At 36.8% G+C, this 15,823-nt stretch carries 16 protein-coding genes; 10 read left to right on the top strand and 6 right to left on the bottom strand.

The features are described from left to right. Positions 1-65: 65 nt before the first annotated feature. The gene (gene pspF, locus ACLPIE_RS05720; RefSeq protein WP_430260484.1) at positions 66-1,076 is read right to left on the bottom strand and encodes a phage shock protein operon transcriptional activator; all 1,011 of its coding nucleotides are present in this window, start codon (positions 1,074-1,076) and stop codon (positions 66-68) included. Between the two features lie 250 nt (positions 1,077-1,326). Here pspF and pspA point away from each other — a divergent pair, with 250 nt between their 5' ends. The 6 genes from pspA to tyrR all read left to right on the top strand — a co-directional run bounded on the left by pspA (position 1,327) and on the right by tyrR (position 7,247). After that, a complete protein-coding gene (gene pspA, locus ACLPIE_RS05715; RefSeq protein ID WP_430260482.1) occupies positions 1,327-1,992 on the top strand; it encodes a phage shock protein PspA in 666 nt (221 codons plus the stop codon). A gap of 80 nt (positions 1,993-2,072) precedes the next feature. Next, positions 2,073-2,303, top strand: a complete 231-nt coding sequence (gene pspB, locus ACLPIE_RS05710; protein WP_430260480.1) for an envelope stress response membrane protein PspB — start codon at positions 2,073-2,075, stop codon at positions 2,301-2,303. Further along, on the top strand, positions 2,303-2,659 hold the full coding sequence (locus tag ACLPIE_RS05705; protein ID WP_430260478.1) for a PspC domain-containing protein: 357 nt from the start codon (positions 2,303-2,305) through the stop codon (positions 2,657-2,659). Before pspB ends, ACLPIE_RS05705 begins: the two co-directional genes overlap by 1 nt. Before the next feature lie 343 nt (positions 2,660-3,002). Beyond that, positions 3,003-4,400: a YcjX family GTP-binding protein gene (locus tag ACLPIE_RS05700; protein WP_430260476.1), complete on the top strand. Its 1,398-nt coding sequence runs from the start codon at positions 3,003-3,005 to the stop codon at positions 4,398-4,400. Then, on the top strand, positions 4,397-5,455 hold the full coding sequence (locus ACLPIE_RS05695) for a YcjF family protein (protein WP_430260474.1): 1,059 nt from the start codon (positions 4,397-4,399) through the stop codon (positions 5,453-5,455). Before ACLPIE_RS05700 ends, ACLPIE_RS05695 begins: the two co-directional genes overlap by 4 nt. Before the next feature lie 232 nt (positions 5,456-5,687). Further along, positions 5,688-7,247, top strand: a complete 1,560-nt coding sequence (tyrR, locus tag ACLPIE_RS05690; RefSeq protein ID WP_430260472.1) for a transcriptional regulator TyrR — start codon at positions 5,688-5,690, stop codon at positions 7,245-7,247. Positions 7,248-7,427: 180 nt separating this feature from the next. On the opposite strand, the gene tpx is transcribed toward tyrR, so the two are convergent. Further along, positions 7,428-7,931: a thiol peroxidase gene (gene tpx, locus ACLPIE_RS05685; protein WP_430260470.1), complete on the bottom strand. Its 504-nt coding sequence runs from the start codon at positions 7,929-7,931 to the stop codon at positions 7,428-7,430. 665 nt (positions 7,932-8,596) lie between these two features. Here tpx and ACLPIE_RS05680 point away from each other — a divergent pair. Together ACLPIE_RS05680 and zntB are read left to right on the top strand one after the other, a co-directional pair. Then, positions 8,597-10,219, top strand: a complete 1,623-nt coding sequence (locus tag ACLPIE_RS05680) for a peptide ABC transporter substrate-binding protein (protein ID WP_430260468.1) — start codon at positions 8,597-8,599, stop codon at positions 10,217-10,219. Positions 10,220-10,567: 348 nt separating this feature from the next. Next, entirely contained in the window at positions 10,568-11,551 is a 984-nt protein-coding gene (gene zntB / locus ACLPIE_RS05675; protein WP_430260466.1) for a zinc transporter ZntB, read from the top strand. 255 nt (positions 11,552-11,806) lie between these two features. Here the strand turns inward: zntB and ttcA are convergent, their stop codons facing one another. Continuing rightward, on the bottom strand, positions 11,807-12,721 hold the full coding sequence (gene ttcA, locus ACLPIE_RS05670; RefSeq protein WP_430260464.1) for a tRNA 2-thiocytidine(32) synthetase TtcA: 915 nt from the start codon (positions 12,719-12,721) through the stop codon (positions 11,807-11,809). 419 nt (positions 12,722-13,140) lie between these two features. On the opposite strand from ttcA, the gene ACLPIE_RS05665 reads away from it, so the two are divergent. Further along, entirely contained in the window at positions 13,141-13,281 is a 141-nt protein-coding gene (locus ACLPIE_RS05665; RefSeq protein ID WP_430260462.1) for a hypothetical protein, read from the top strand. Positions 13,282-13,499: 218 nt separating this feature from the next. On the opposite strand, the gene ACLPIE_RS05660 is transcribed toward ACLPIE_RS05665, so the two are convergent. From ACLPIE_RS05660 to ACLPIE_RS05650, 3 genes are all read right to left on the bottom strand, one after another. Then, on the bottom strand, positions 13,500-13,607 hold the full coding sequence (locus ACLPIE_RS05660; RefSeq protein ID WP_430260610.1) for a CatA-like O-acetyltransferase: 108 nt from the start codon (positions 13,605-13,607) through the stop codon (positions 13,500-13,502). 114 nt (positions 13,608-13,721) lie between these two features. Next, complete coding sequence (locus tag ACLPIE_RS05655; RefSeq protein WP_430260460.1) at positions 13,722-13,976, bottom strand: helix-turn-helix domain-containing protein; 255 nt, start codon at positions 13,974-13,976, stop codon at positions 13,722-13,724. A 277-nt stretch (positions 13,977-14,253) separates the two neighbouring features. Then, positions 14,254-14,949, bottom strand: a complete 696-nt coding sequence (locus ACLPIE_RS05650) for an aspartate/glutamate racemase family protein (protein WP_430260458.1) — start codon at positions 14,947-14,949, stop codon at positions 14,254-14,256. Between the two features lie 349 nt (positions 14,950-15,298). On the opposite strand from ACLPIE_RS05650, the gene ACLPIE_RS05645 reads away from it, so the two are divergent. Continuing rightward, on the top strand, positions 15,299-15,709 hold the full coding sequence (locus ACLPIE_RS05645) for a hypothetical protein (protein ID WP_430260456.1): 411 nt from the start codon (positions 15,299-15,301) through the stop codon (positions 15,707-15,709). Positions 15,710-15,823 lie beyond the last annotated feature (114 nt).

Genomic DNA, 15,823 nt, shown 5'->3' with positions numbered 1-15,823 from the left:
ATAGAGTCTAAGTATAAATGGGTATTATAGGCAAACTGATAAGATTTGCCTAAAACGTTGACTCATTAAGACTCTAAAGTGATTTGGTATTTTTTAATTAACCCACGTAGTTGGTCATAACTCAATGATAGTAATTGAGCGGCTTTGCGTTGATTAAAATGGGAAGCGGTTAGTGCTTGTTCTAATAGAGATTTTTCTGATTGTTGTTGCCATTGCCGTAAATCGCAAGGTAATGAAGGCAGTATTGATTGGGGCGAGTCCACCTGCAATTGTGTTGTTGGTAACTCATGTAACTCAGCCAGTTTTTCTCCGAATGGGTCGAAAATAATGTTATTCACGGGTTCAGAGTCATTAGCGTGTCGATAAACAGAGCGCTCGATGACATTTTTTAATTCACGCACATTACCGGGCCACGGGTATTGTAAAAGCGCTTGTTGGGCGTGTTGTGTAAACCCTGTAAAATGTGAGCGTTTGAGTTCACCACACATCAGAATCGCAAAATGTTCTGCTAATAATAAAATGTCAGGTTGACGTTCGCGTAAGGGGGGGATACGGATAACATCAAAAGCAAGTCTATCAAGGAGATCGGCGCGAAAATGGCCTTGCTTAGCAAGTTCAGGTAAATTAGCGTTTGTTGCACAGATCAAACGTACATCGACATGCAAAGATTGGCTCCCTCCTACACGTTCTAATTCACCATACTCAATCACTCTTAACAGTTTTTCCTGCACTGGCATAGGGGCAGTTGCCAACTCATCGAGAAATAAGGACCCTTTATCAGCGCGTTCAAAGCGCCCTTGGTGGCGTTTCTGGGCTCCTGTAAAGGCACCTGCTTCATGCCCAAATAATTCAGAATCCAGCAAATTCTCATTGAGTCCACTGCAATTGAGAGAGATAAAAGCTTCTTGCCAACGTGGCGAAAGGTAGTGAAGCCTATCTGCGATCAACTCTTTACCCGTACCTCTTTCACCAATGACAAGTACAGGTTTATTTAGTTGTGCAAGCTCAGAGGCTTGTTCAAGGACATCAAGGAAATTACTTGAAACGCCAAGGATAGGCTCATTAGTCTTTTTCATGGTTATTTTCGCCAACAGTTGGTTTAAAATGCCTTAATCTAAACTATAAACGATAAGTGGAAAAATAAAAACTTATAATTATCGCCATATAAATCAGTAATATAAAAATAATTTAAAAAGTTGGCACGTTGATTGCTTTATCTTAATAGTATTCACAGTTGTTTGACTTACGGAGCGTCAGTTATTGGTTGGAAGCCAAATCAGGTTAAGGCGCTACAGAATAATTAAATCCATCAAGAGGAAATTAACAATGGGTATTTTTTCACGTTTTGCCGATATCATTAATGCGAACATTGCGTCTTTACTTGATAAAGCCGAAGACCCGCAAAAAATGATCCGCCTGATGATTCAGGAAATGGAAGACATGTTAGTTGAAATTCGTTCAACATCAGCGCGTACATTAGCCGAGAAAAAAGGCCTTGAGCGTCGTATTGAAATGGGCGAAAAACAAGTTGCAGATTGGCAGGAAAAGGCCGAGTTAGCCCTTGTTAAAGAGAAAGAAGACTTAGCGCGAGCAGCGTTAATTGAAAAGCAAAAAGTTAGCGCAATGGTTGATACATTAAAACATGAACTAATCATTGTTGATGAAACGTTGACTCGCTTAAAAGGTGAAATTACAGAGCTGGAAAATAAGCTGCAGGAAACACGTGCGAAACAACAATCTATGGTCGTTCGTATGGAAGCTGCGCAATCAAGTCGTAATGTTCGCCGTCAGCTTGACAGTGGCAAATTGGATGAAGCTATGGCTCGTTTTGAGCAATTTGAACGCCGCATTGATCATATGGAAGGCGAAGCCCAAAGCTATGGTATTGGCAAACAAAAATCACTGGATCAACAGTTTGCAGAACTGAAAGCAGACGATGAAATTAGCGCGCAATTAGCGGCACTTAAAGCTAAAATCAATAAAGATCAGTAACAGTATTTTTGATGCACTGGTACGTTAGACATATCGTATCAGTGCTGTGGATTAGCTAACCATATGTATAAGGAAATGTGATGGGCTACGTTTTACTGTCTCTCGTGTTAATAATTTTTCTGATTTTTATTCTGCCTATTTGGTTGTGGTTACATTACAGCAAAAAAAATAATGGGCAGGGGAGCCAGCTGACTGAAAATGAAGTACAACGTTTGATGTTATTAGCTGAGCAAGCTTCAAATATGCAACAACGCATTAAAACACTTGAGCAAATTTTAGATGCAGAACACCCAAATTGGAGGCAAAAATAATGACTCAATTTCGCAACCGCAAACTATATCGTTTAACCGATAGGCGAGTGTTCGGTGGTGTTTGTTCAGGTATTGCAGAGTATCTAGAACTTCCGGTTGCTTTAGTCAGAGCATTAGCAGTATTGGCCTTGTTTGTTAGTTTTGGTATTACATTAATTTTGTATATTGTTATGTGCTTTGTGGTAGAAGCCGCGCCAAGTGGTTATCGTTCAGAACAGGATATTGGACCGGAAGTGAGTGGTCTTTTAAATCAAATAGATACACAGTTGAAAGCTGGCGAAATGAAACTACGCCAAATTGAAAAATATGTCACATCAGAGACTTATACCGTGAATAGTAAATTTCGCGACTTATAGCAATTCACATCGCCATCACATCATCAGGGGTTAGGTCTTAAAGCCAAATCCCTTTTATTTTTAATGTATTAGTGAGTGAGTCATGGCTATTCAAAATCATCGTCGACTGAAAATATTTGCAAAACAATTAATGCTGAAAAAAAGTATAAAGTTTATTCTGTTGCTATTGATGACATATGGGCCTACGGGGGTTGTTGGTAAAATTATCAGGCTATTAAGTAGTAAATGGTTGATGAATTTGATAACAAAGCGATTAATCTAATACAGTTTTTTTATGTTAAATTGTTATATCCAGTATGGCGTAAAATGGGTTTAAATTTAAAGGATAAGTCTTGGGAGGAGCATGAAACGGCTGCAAAATGAATTGACTGACTTGATGAATAGAAGTGTTGATCGTCACGTTAGGCTCGCAGTAACCGGGCTTAGCCGCAGTGGAAAAACGGCATTTATTACTTCGCTTGTAAACCAACTACTGAATGTCAATACAGGGGCACGGTTACCTTTATTTTCTGCCGCAAGAGATAATCGGTTGTTAGGGATCAAGCGTATTCCTCATCGTGACTTATCTGTGCCACGTTTTGCCTATGACGAAGGTATTGCAGCATTATATGGCCATCCACCACAGTGGCCGACACCCACTCGAGGCGTTAGTGAGATACGCCTCAAGTTGCACTATCGCTCCGAGGATTCATTTATACGCCATTTTGTTGATAACTCATCTTTATACTTAGAAATTGTTGATTATCCTGGTGAATGGTTGCTGGATTTACCTATGCTCGATTTGAGTTATCTCGCTTGGTCTGAGCAAATGAACACGTTAATCAGCGGTGAACGAGCGCATTTAGCACAATCATGGCTAAAGTTATGTGAAAAATGTGACCCTCTGGCTCCGGTAGATGAAAATCTACTTACTGAAATATCAGAGGCTTATACCCAATATTTAGTGGACTGTAAGGGGCAAGGTCAGCACTTTATTCAGCCTGGGCGTTTTGTCTTACCTGCGGAGCTTGCAGGGGCGCCTGTGTTACAATTTTTCCCTTGGCCAAATATCAATAAAAATGATGAGAAAAAGCTTTTTCAAGCAGATAAAAATACCAATATTGGCGCATTGCATCGCCGTTACCAGTATTATTGTGATCATGTCGTAAAAGGCTTTTATCGTGATTATTTCCAGCGTTTTGATAGACAAATTGTATTAGTTGATTGTTTGCAGCCTTTAAATAGTGGAGCAGATGCATTTAATGATATGCGAATGGCACTGACACAGCTTATGCGCAGTTTTCATTATGGAAAACGTACTTTGCTAAGGCGGCTATTTTCACCCTGTATTGACAAATTACTATTTGCAGCCAGTAAAGCTGACCATGTGACACCAGATCAACATGCAAATTTAGTCTCGCTATTAAAACAATTAGTGCAAGAAGCATGGCAGCATGCTGCATTTGAAGGGATCAGTATGGATTGTGTTGGTTTAGCATCAATACAGGCTACAGAAAGTGGTCTTGTTGATTATAAAGGTGAAAAGTTACCAGCACTAAAAGGTGAACGCTTAATTGATGGTCAAGCATTAACATTTTACCCAGGAGAAGTGCCGAAACGACTACCGAATCAACAGTTTTGGCAACGGCAAGGGTTTCAGTTTGAAAACTTTAGACCACGTCCGACACCTATTGACCAGCCATTGCCCCATATTCGTATGGACAGCGCACTCGAGTTTTTGTTGGGAGATAAATTAAAATGAATGAACCGCTAAAACAGCGTCTTGATTTTGTCGAAAGTTTCGAAAATAAAGATGAAGAGGAGCTAAAAAAGGCGCAAGTATTTGGTGATCAAAAGCTTGAAAACTTCACCCCAATATCTTTGGAAGCGGAGCAAGACAGCCAAGATGGTGAGGTGGAAAGTTTAATCAATGAAGCGCTAAAACCAAAAAGAAGTTTTTGGCGCAAGTTAGTGGCAACTGCCGCAGGGATTTTCGGTATCAGTGTGGTGGCTCAGTTAGGAATTTGGGTTCACCAGTCTTGGTTAACGCAAGATTGGACGGCATTGGGTACAGCAGCAGCTGGTGGTTTAATTGTCGTTGCTGGTGTAGGGTCAATTGTCGGTGAGTGGCGGCGTTTATATCGGTTAAGGGAGCGAGCAGAAGAACGTGATTTTGCACGTGAGCTTTTGCATAGCCATGCAATGAGCCAAGGTAAAGCATTTTGTGAAAAATTAGCTAAGCAATCTGCTTTGTCGGCAGAACATCCTGCTGTTCAGCGTTGGCAATCTACTATTCATGATTCCCATAATGATAGGGAAATCGTGGAATTATATAGTGCTATCGTTCAGCCTATCCTTGATGAGCAAGCTCGTAAAGAAATTAGCCGTTGTTCTGCAGAATCAGCCATCATGATTGCGGTAAGTCCCCTAGCTATTGTGGATATGGCATTTATTGCTTGGCGTAATATTCGATTAATCAATCGTATTGCGGCTATTTATGGTATTGAATTGGGTTATTACAGTCGGATTAGGTTGTTTCGTATGGTATTGATTAATATTGCATTTGCAGGAGCCTCTGAACTAATTCGTGAAGTGGGAATGGATTGGTTATCGCAAGATATTACCGCACGTTTATCAACCCGAGCAGCACAAGGTATTGGGGCAGGGTTACTAACCGCACGCCTTGGAATTAAAGCGATGGAATTATGTCGCCCATTACCTTGGATTGACGATAAACCACGGTTAGCCGATTTTCGTCATCAACTCATTGGTCAATTAAAGAATGTGATCCCTAGTAAAAAAAATAAATCGCAGTGATGGCTGACAGAGTGAGTTGACAGTGTAGGCTTACTCTGCGGTATTATCGATTGAATTAATACTTTATATAAGATATTTGTATGCAAAAAATGCCAATAATGTTGGTTTTATTTGGATATAGGCTTTAACCTTACGACCTGTCAACAATTTGTGACACAAACACTGTATTCCCCTAGTGTTTAACGCTAAAATACCTTTATTCAATCGGCTTCTCTGATAAAGGTTCCTATCCATGCGCCTCGAAGTTACCTGCCAAGACCGTATTGGTCTAACGCGTGAATTACTTGATCTTTTAGTCCTGCAAAATATTGACTTAAAAGGCATTGAAATCTCAGCCCAACGTAGGATTTACCTTAACTTTACGCCTGTGGATTTTCAGGTATTTAGCTCTTTAATGGCAGAAATACGTCGAATAAATGGCGTAATTGATGTGCGTCGGATTTATTTTATGCCTTCAGAACGTGAGCATAAGGCAGTTTGGGCATTGTTAAATTCATTTCCAGAGCCTGTTTTATCGATTGATAATAAGCTAAATATTGAATTAGTTAACCCTATGACATTACAGCTATTTGGTTATGATGAAACGAAAATTCGCGAAAAAACATTTGCTCAGCTAGTCGGTAGTCAAGGTTTGTTACGTTGGTTTGAGCGTGAGTCACCAGAACCTTACACAGAAAAAATAGTGATTAAAGGCCTAGACTATTTAATGCAAGTTACCCCTATCATCTTAGCTGACGAAGAGGGGAAATCGCACTGTACGGGGGCCGTGCTGTTATTAAAATCAGCGGCTATTTTAGATAAGCAACGTAAGCAAGTGGTGGAAGTTGACCAGAGTGGTTTTGAGCAAATAATAGCGGTGAGTCCTGTAATGGCAAATGTGGTTGAGCGTGCTAAACGTATTGCGATGCTTGATGAGCCTTTGTTATTGGTTGGGGAAACGGGAACGGGAAAAGATATCCTAGCGAAAGCTTGTCATTTACACAGTGCACGAGGAAAAGAACCTTTCTTAGGCTTAAATTGTGCTTCTATGCCTGATGATGTCGTTGAAAGTGAGTTATTCGGTTATGCCGCAGGGGCTTATCCTAATGCAATTGAAGGTAAAAAAGGGTTCTTTGAACAGGCCAATGGCGGGACTGTTTTACTCGACGAAATCGCTGAGATGTCACCTCAAATGCAAATTAAATTGCTACGCTTTTTGAATGATGGCACTTTTAGGCGAGTTGGAGAAGAACATGAGGTTAAAGTTAATGTTCGAGTTATTTGTGCAACACAGAAAAATTTACCTGAATTAGTCAATGAGAAAAAGTTTAGGGAAGATCTTTACTATCGCTTAAATGTATTAACGCTGACTATTCCACCACTGCGAGAGCGTAAAGAAGATATCCTGCCATTAACTAAAACTTTTGTAGCGAATTTTTCAAAAGAACTACATATGGCAGAACCTAAACTGGCACCATCATTAATCGAATATTTAAGCAGTTATTATTGGCCAGGAAATGTCAGACAATTGAGAAATGCGTTATATCAGGCTTTGAGTCAACTTGATGGTAATATTTTAGATGCAGATAATGTCCAATTACCTGATTCGGTAAACATACCTAGTGTTGAATTGGATTCACTTAATGGTTCTCTTGATGATATAACCAAGCGTTATGAAGCCTCAGTGTTAGCACGTTTGTATCGTGATTACCCAAGTACTCGTAAGTTAGCGAAAAGGTTAAATATTTCACATACTGCAATAGCTAACAAGCTTAGAGAGTATGGACTCAACATGAAAAAAGAACAAGACTAAATAAGAGGAACATAGGGTTAGCATTTGTTTTAGCTACTATCGTTATGGAGTAATTTCACCAAGTATTGCAGAAATGGTAATACCCAGAACTTATTGTCAAGTTGAAGTACAAATGATGGACGAGGCTGATAAAAATGGCAGGTTAAGTTCAACTTACCCTGCCTGATTGCACTATAAAGCTTATTTCAAGCTATTTAGAGCATTATCATAGTCTGGCTCTTCAGTAATTTCGGGGACTAACTGGCTATAAATAACGTTGTCATTTTCATCTAAAATAACAACGGAACGGGCTGTCAGACCTTTTAATGGGCCACTAGCAATAGCAACGCCATAATCATCAGCGAATGAATCACTTCGGAATGTAGATAAGGTAACGACATTGTCTAAACCTTCTGCACCACAAAAACGAGCTTGCGCGAAAGGTAAGTCAGCGGAAATGCAAAGAACAACAGTGTTATCTAAACTATTTGCTAGTTGATTGAATTTGCGAACAGAAGCAGCACAAACACCTGTATCAACACTTGGGAAAATATTTAAAATTTTACGTTTACCCACATAAGTTTCTAAAGTGGCTTCACTAAGGTCTTTTGCAACAAGGGTAAAAGGTTTTGCTTTTGCACCTGATTGCAAGAATACGCCATTAACTGCAACATCATTGCCTTTTAATTTAACTGTTTGCGACATGAATTTTTCTCCCGTTTTATCATTGAGTCAATGTTAGCTTAATCTTTTTTTTAGGGAAAAATCTTTGCGATTAAAGGTTTTCCAGAAAAAGCTGCACTGTATTGAGTTCTCGATTTGATGAATAAGCAAAATTTATACTGCCAACTCTACGTTACTGTATACCTTATAGCATGTGCTGGGCAATAGACGCATTAATAGAATAAGATAACAGCAATGATTTTCCACTAAGGCGCATAGCATTGGTTGATTATATTTTGATTAGCCTATACTAAAACTTATGTTTTTATCATGAGCTCTTTTAAAATGGCTTACTAAGGGGCAGCAAGAAAACCTAACACCGTATCGATTTTTTACCAATCACCAAGCTATAAGAAAAAATAACGCATATTGCTGTTATGTAATGAAAGTATTCCATGAGATATTTTTTGATTAGTAAATTATGGAAAAAGATAAATTTATATTTCGGTGAATATGTTGATGAACTAAATATAAAATATGGATTTTCAAAGTTTGAAAGCATATGATGCGAAAAGAAGCTCTCTGAATAAATTGGAAAAGTTCTACTAATTAAATGCAGCAATGCTATAACTGCTTGTTTTTTTATTCGAAATTTCTCAGCTAAGATTCTAGTTAACTTTACTTATATTAATAAGATAGAAAATAAAATGCATAAACGTTCACTAACACCTTTAACCGTTTTATTTGCTTCACTTTTTTTGACTACTTCAGCTATTTGCGCAGATATTCCTGTCGGCACTATTTTAGCTGAAAACCAAGAAGTGACTCGCCACTTAAAAGATGAACCCGCTTCTTTAGACCCTGCAAAATCGGTAGGGTTGACCGAAGCACAGGTCATGCGTGATTTATTCGAAGGACTGGTCAATCAAGACAATCATGGAAAAGCTATTCCAGGTGTTGCACTTAACTGGAGTACATTGGATAACCGCGTTTGGCTATTTAAATTGCGTTCAGATGCACGTTGGTCGAATGGGGAGCCTGTTACAGCGCAAGATTTTGTTTATAGTTGGCAAAGATTGGTTTCACCAAATACCACATCTCCTTTTGCATGGTTTGCGGCTTTAGCGGGTATTAATAATGCACAGGATATTATTGATGGTAAATTGCCTGTAGAACAGCTAGGTGTAGAAGCGATGGATGCTCATACACTAAAAATTATTTTGAACAAGCCTGTACCATATTTTCCTTCTTTGACTGCAAATTTTAGTTTATTTCCTGTTCATCGTGGTACCGTTGAAAGATTTGGTGCAAATTGGATAAAAGAAGGCAATTTAGTCGGGAATGGAGCATTCATACTGTCTGATCGTGTTGTTAATGAAAAAATTGTTTTAGTACCAAATATAAATTATTGGGATCATAAAAACACGGTGATCACCAAAGTTACTTTTGTACCAATCAATCAAGAGTCTCACGCCACAAATCGTTATTTAGCAGGTGATTTAGATATTACAGAGTCATTTCCAAAACAGCGTTATCAAAAATTATTAAAAGATATCCCTAATGAGGTTTTTACACCCGACCAGCTGGGCACTTATTATTATGCTTTCAATACTCAGCATGCACCAACTAATGATGTTCGTGTTAGAAAAGCCTTATCAATGGCAATTGATCGTCAATTAATTGCAAGTAAAGTATTAGGAACAGGAGAAAAACCTGCTTATTATTTTACACCAGATGTTACTGATGGATTTAAACCAGAAAAAGGTTTGTATAATAGCCACTCTCAGAAAGAGCTAGACCAACAAGCAAAAGTATTACTGCAAGATGCAGGTTTTGGTACAAATAAGCCTCTTGAATTAACTTTGCTGTACAATAGTTCAGAAAATCACCAAAAAATTGCTATTGCTATTGCTTCTATGTGGAAGAAAAAATTAGGCGTTAAGGTGAAATTAGTCAATCAAGAGTGGAAAACCTACATAGATAGCCGCAACACAGGAAATTTTGATGTTATTCGCGCATCATGGATTGGCGACTTTAATGAACCATCTACATTTTTGTCATTGTTAACATCTCAGCACAGTGGCAATATTCCTAAATTTAATAGCCAACAATATGATGATGTTATTGCATCTGCTAGCATTGAAACTAATGGGCAATTACGGAATCAATATTATAATAAAGCAGAAGCAATTATTGCCAAAGAAGCGCCGATAGCACCGATTTACCAATACACTAATGCACGCTTAATAAAACCTTGGCTAAAAGGGTATCCAATTGAAAACCCAGAAGATGTTGCTTACAGCCATAGCTTTTATATTATTAAACATTAAAAATTAATTGTTCTATCCACTCAGCCTGTACAGTGTATGGGCTGATTGCTATATGACGTTTAAAAAGAAAAGGGTTAAAAAAACTCCTTCCTCTGGAGAAACGGAAGGAGGACCAAAAAAGGAATAAACACTACCTTTTGATAATAGAAAATCTTTGATCAATTTTATTGCTCATTTGTGTGAATGATGTGGCATGTTTTAGCAAAAATGGCGAAATTTTATTATTTATCGAGAGTTGTCTATTTTTATAAATCATGATCAGTGATTTCAAACATTTCCTCGAAAAAATTGCAATATTTCATCTATTCAATTAAAAATAACATATTGTAAATAAAAGGGAGAAATTAGATGGGACTGATTTATGGATCGCTATTTCAAAATTCTAACCCTGTATATGCATTTCAGTTAAATGGGGATGGTGGATTACTTCCTATTGATGTTAATGCAAGTGCGAGCCAGCAGTCACCATTTTGGCTCCATTATGACTATAAAGATCCCCAAAGTTTTAATTGGATTCAACAATCTGATTTGTTTAATGACCAAGTTAAATCTGCGTTATCAGGGCATTCAGGGCGCTGGAGATTAATTCGTGTTGGGGATGGTATTTTACTGACATTGCAAACGTTAAATACGAATGTAGGGCAACGTCCAGAACAGTTAGTGGCTTTTCGTGTCTTTATTAATAACCGAATTGTTATCTCCAGCCGTCATCGTAAGGTGAACTCCCTAGACTCTGTAATTGATGACTTAAAACAAGGGGTAGGAGCTCAAAGTAGCGGAGATTGGTTAGTTGAAGTAGCAGACTCAATTACAGATGAAATTAGCGATTTCACTGATTCTCTTCATGAACGCTTAATTGATATGGAAGATTTTATATTAAATGGACAGATTCCTGAAAGAGGGGAATTGGCGTTACTGCGCAAGCAAATTATTGTAGTTCGCCGGTATATGGCCCCACAAAGAGATATGTTTTCTCGTCTTGTAACTGAAAAACTACTTTGGTTAGATGATACAGATCGCCGTCGTATTCAGGAAATATCAGATAGGCTAGGGCGTTGTATTGAGGATCTAGATGGTTTCATTGCCCGTACAGCGATTATTTCAGATGAAATATCGAATATGATGACGGAGATGATGAATAGACGTATTTATACTATGTCATTGATGGCGATGATTTTTTTACCAACAACATTTTTGACTGGGTTATTTGGTGTCAACTTAGGTGGTATCCCTGGAAACGAGTTTCGTTTTGCTTTTAGTGTGTTTTGCATACTGTTAGCGGGTTTAATTACGATAGTCCTTTGGTGGTTAAGAAAAAGTCGTTGGCTCTAAATTTGATGACTTATTTTCTATAACCTAACCTAGTTTGAGATAAATCAATAAAACTAATGGAGTTTTAGGGCACTATTACCCCTGCAGGTGAATACAACGTTGAGCGATGAACGTTGTGCTCCATAATTGTAGTTTTTCTCATATTGAGTTCTTATACAGAATAATTGACCACTGTAATGCCGATGTAATTTACATCGGCTTTTTTTTACATGAAATTCAATGAAAAGAACCCCATAAAGAGGTTACTTCGATTTATTATTTAACTTCAATAATATCAAGGCGTTCTGTTGTAAAATCAGGTTTATCATCTTCATCTACAAAGGATTGTGTTGGAAGTTCTTCTTTATCGAATGCGAGATCCCCGCCATTAATAACTGCATCACCATGAGAAACATTTTTAAAATCAAATAGTTCTGTGTCACATAAATGAGATGGTACCACATTCTGAGTAGCTCGGAACATGGTTTCAATGCGACCTGGATAGCGTTTATCCCAATCTCTAAGCATTTCTTTAATAACTTGACGCTGTAGATTAGGCTGAGAACCACACAGGTTACATGGAATAATAGGGAACGCTTTTGCTTGAGCAAAGCGCTCAATATCTTTTTCTCTGCAATAAGCTAGAGGACGAATAACAATGTGCTTCCCATCATCGCTCATTAGCTTAGGAGGCATCCCCTTTAGTTTTCCACCATAGAACATGTTTAAAAATAGGGTTTGTAAAATATCATCTCGGTGATGGCCGAGTGCTATTTTTGTTGCCCCTAATTCTGTTGCTGTGCGATATAAAATTCCTCTGCGCAGGCGAGAGCACAAAGAACAGGTAGTTTTTCCTTCTGGGATTTTTTCTTTGACTATACCGTAAGTATTTTCTTCAACAATTTTGTATTCAACTCCCAGTTCATCTAGATAAGCAGGCAAAATGTGTTCTGGAAAGCCGGGCTGTTTTTGGTCTAAATTAACAGCAACGAGTGTAAACTGGATTGGTGCACTTTTTTGTAAGCTTTGTAGGATAGAAAGCAATGTATAGCTATCTTTTCCACCAGATAAGCAAACCATAATTCGGTCACCATCTTCAATCATATTAAAATCAGCGATCGCTTGTCCTACATCACGGCGAATTCTTTTTTGTAACTTGTTTAAGTTGTACTGTTCTTTATTATTTGTCATTCTAGGTTATTCTTCATTGTTGCTGATTGTTACGCAATCTACTGTAAATTAATTGTTTTTTGGTTTTTTGTGGTTCTTCTCTCACTCTAAATCTTGCATAAAAATGCGATAGAATTAAAAGTAATCTAACAGTCAAAAAACTAAAAAACATTTAATGAAAAAGAAATTTTTCAGTCGACAATGATAGCAGATGGTAGAGGGCTTTCGAAACTAATTAGTAAAAAAGTTGCTTCTTTGAGGGGGACTGGCTTGATAACCAGTTGAAATGACGTACAGCCTTTCCACGTATTTAACTTTTGCATAAATAATAAAAAAAATCAATGCATTAAGTTTTTTTATTATTGATTTACTCTTATAGCATTTATCTCATTGAAGGATCTATGTAGATAAACTAAATTATAAGAAAAAATGGAGAAAATATGCAAGCGATTAATCCAATGGAGTTGCTTACTTATGGTTTAGCAAACACCATTAAAATGATTTTCACTCCTGTGGAGTATGTTTTTCAAAGTGGTGCTATTGGCGATATTATATCTATCAGTGGGGCATTTTTAAGTTAGAAAGTGATATCGGATTGCTAGGTTTTTTGATTGATGTATAGGTTTTGAAAATAAGTTAGGAAAATCAATTCATTGATTTTCGGTTGATAACACAAAGCGGGAAAAACCACGCTTTTATCCCGCTTTGTCAACAACCTCAAGTAGCATATGCTTCTTCCTGAGTTAAAAAATATTTTTGTTACCGTATGGTTAGTTCGTGATACAGTTTTGTCGTTCCACTATAGACCGCCAACGTGAAAACTATCACAGATGGCATGTTGCAGTTGCACTGCTAGAGGAAATAATATTTTTTCATTCTCACAATGAAACTCCTCTATAGTAAATATGGAGGAAAATTTTTTGTAACATTAGCAATATTCAACTTAAAGCTATCAAATATAACCAAAGATAATGAAAATATATAGAACAGAATATGAGCTGAACCGATTGTAGATAAATACTTAGGTTATCTTTAGCTTTTTTGTTTCAGCATTGAGATAAATATCAAAGAACACTTTAAGATCAACTTTAAGTATTTTAGCTAGTACTACTAGGTGGTCTATAAATATAGAAACGGAGCCATCTTCATACTTTAAGTATGCACTTTCGGAAATTGAGATCATCTCTGCAATTTCACGTATTGTAATTTGATGTTCTAAGCGTTTTTTCTTAATAAAATCACCTAAAACAATATTGCAAAACTTATTTTTATTCATAGTGAGTTTTTATCAATAGGATATTTATATTGATTATCTAATACGGAGTTAAATATTCAATGGGGAATAATCTGTAAAATGAATACTGAGAGTTTTATAGATTATTTGAGAAGATTAATTTAGTAGGAAAATAAGATATACCTAACCTGACTATATAGATGGGTAAATAGAAGTTTATCCTATTATCACTAATAGAAGTTAGTTAAATAATATTATGGACATAAAATACAATGAGTAAAAATAATGTTGACGGAATGTATTATGTCCATTAATAAAATTAAACTGACAAGGAAACTTCGACTGCTTTCTGGGCGTGAATAGCCGTTGTATCGAATACTTTTACATTTATATCTTTTTCGTTAACTAATAAGGTTATTTCGGTGCATCCCAATATAATACCTTCAGCTCCTTGTTCTACAAGGGATGTCATGATACGTTGATACTCTTTTTTAGATTGTTGGTTTATTTTGCCTAGACATAGTTCATTATAAATAATATTGTGAACTATTTCTCTATCCTCAGCGGAGGGAGTGAATATATCTAAATTGAATTTTTCTATTAACCTATCTTTATAGAAAGATTGTTCCATCGTGAATGCAGTGCCGAGTAAACCAACTTTTTTCAGTCCTGCCCGTACAATACGTTCACCAGTCGCATCCGCAATATGCAATAATGGTAGCTTAGATTGATGTTCAATTTGTGTGGCTACCTTGTGCATAGTATTGGTACAAAGGACAATGAAGTCTGCCCCTGCTAGTTTTAATCGCATACCTGCATCGGCCAAGCATTGAGCAGCTAAATCCCATTGATTGTTCATTTGGTAATGCTCAATTTCTGCAAAGTCAACACTATATAAAATGACTTTAGCAGAATGTAAACCACCTAGATGTTCTTTTATACCTTCATTCAGTTGTTGGTAATAGAGCTGCGTTGATTCCCAGCTCATGCCACCAATTAAACCAATCGTTTTCATAACTGCGCTCCTTATCGAAAACAGTACAGGTTTATTCTTAACTATACTGATTATTTGGTAAATAATCACGCAATGTAAGCATTTTGATAGCTATACAGCATTTATTATTTGAAAAGCATATTAAATCTTAAATCTAAACATTTTTTTAATTACATTTGGCTTATATCAAACAAACTGACTTTTAATCATCACATACTGTATGGTTTTTATTTGTATCTTAGTAAAGTAAAATTAAAACAAAATAAGTTTGTGTAATTTTCATTTTAAAGATGGATTTTAAATAATATGCAGTTATTATCAACAGGGTAAAATAAACTATTTATTATTGGCAACACATGGCGATCAGAAAATGAATTTATTTAAAATAATCATTGCGATACTTGTTTTGGGAGCTGCCTTTTTATTAGGTGTGCTATATATGAAACCAACACAACTAAGCTTAGTTGAGCAAGTCAAAAAAAATGTTAATGATGTTTTAGCATATCCACAAGCTGCAAAATTTAGAAACATTGAGTACCATTTTTCTCGCTATACCGCTGATAATGGGAAGGTTGGTTATGTTTGTGGAGAGGTTTTTCGTTATAAAAATGATAAACCTGATGGATTTAAGCGTTTCATTGTAAAAACTTATACGCATGATGAAGATAGAATGGATATTTCAATTCCATTTGTTGAAGGCGGGCATGAAATATTGCTACCAGAGCAAGTAGAACAAATCTGGCAACAGAAATGTTCCACTCCGGCAACTTCTCTAGAGTAAATATGCTGTGTGCTAATTACTATTAGCACACATTTACCTCACTTTATCTTAGGCCTAGTAGAAGGGGCATACAGGTATCACCTTTAATTTTTTTGTTATTTATATTATGACTGT

Source organism: Providencia sp. Me31A, from assembly GCF_050487165.1.
Taxonomy (GTDB): domain Bacteria; phylum Pseudomonadota; class Gammaproteobacteria; order Enterobacterales; family Enterobacteriaceae; genus Providencia.
This window is presented reverse-complemented; position numbering and strand designations above follow the sequence as displayed.

What these genes read in the sequence shown, in the direction of transcription:
- pspF (WP_430260484.1), bottom strand. Translation starts at nt 1,076, where the DNA reads ATGAAAAAGACTAATGAGCCTATCCTTGGCGTTTCAAGTAATTTCCTT.
- pspA (WP_430260482.1), top strand. Translation starts at nt 1,327, where the DNA reads ATGGGTATTTTTTCACGTTTTGCCGATATCATTAATGCGAACATTGCG.
- pspB (WP_430260480.1), top strand. Translation starts at nt 2,073, where the DNA reads ATGGGCTACGTTTTACTGTCTCTCGTGTTAATAATTTTTCTGATTTTT.
- ACLPIE_RS05705 (WP_430260478.1), top strand. Translation starts at nt 2,303, where the DNA reads ATGACTCAATTTCGCAACCGCAAACTATATCGTTTAACCGATAGGCGA.
- ACLPIE_RS05700 (WP_430260476.1), top strand. Translation starts at nt 3,003, where the DNA reads ATGAAACGGCTGCAAAATGAATTGACTGACTTGATGAATAGAAGTGTT.
- ACLPIE_RS05695 (WP_430260474.1), top strand. Translation starts at nt 4,397, where the DNA reads ATGAATGAACCGCTAAAACAGCGTCTTGATTTTGTCGAAAGTTTCGAA.
- tyrR (WP_430260472.1), top strand. Translation starts at nt 5,688, where the DNA reads ATGCGCCTCGAAGTTACCTGCCAAGACCGTATTGGTCTAACGCGTGAA.
- tpx (WP_430260470.1), bottom strand. Translation starts at nt 7,931, where the DNA reads ATGTCGCAAACAGTTAAATTAAAAGGCAATGATGTTGCAGTTAATGGC.
- ACLPIE_RS05680 (WP_430260468.1), top strand. Translation starts at nt 8,597, where the DNA reads ATGCATAAACGTTCACTAACACCTTTAACCGTTTTATTTGCTTCACTT.
- zntB (WP_430260466.1), top strand. Translation starts at nt 10,568, where the DNA reads ATGGGACTGATTTATGGATCGCTATTTCAAAATTCTAACCCTGTATAT.
- ttcA (WP_430260464.1), bottom strand. Translation starts at nt 12,721, where the DNA reads ATGACAAATAATAAAGAACAGTACAACTTAAACAAGTTACAAAAAAGA.
- ACLPIE_RS05665 (WP_430260462.1), top strand. Translation starts at nt 13,141, where the DNA reads ATGCAAGCGATTAATCCAATGGAGTTGCTTACTTATGGTTTAGCAAAC.
- ACLPIE_RS05655 (WP_430260460.1), bottom strand. Translation starts at nt 13,976, where the DNA reads ATGAATAAAAATAAGTTTTGCAATATTGTTTTAGGTGATTTTATTAAG.
- ACLPIE_RS05650 (WP_430260458.1), bottom strand. Translation starts at nt 14,949, where the DNA reads ATGAAAACGATTGGTTTAATTGGTGGCATGAGCTGGGAATCAACGCAG.
- ACLPIE_RS05645 (WP_430260456.1), top strand. Translation starts at nt 15,299, where the DNA reads ATGAATTTATTTAAAATAATCATTGCGATACTTGTTTTGGGAGCTGCC.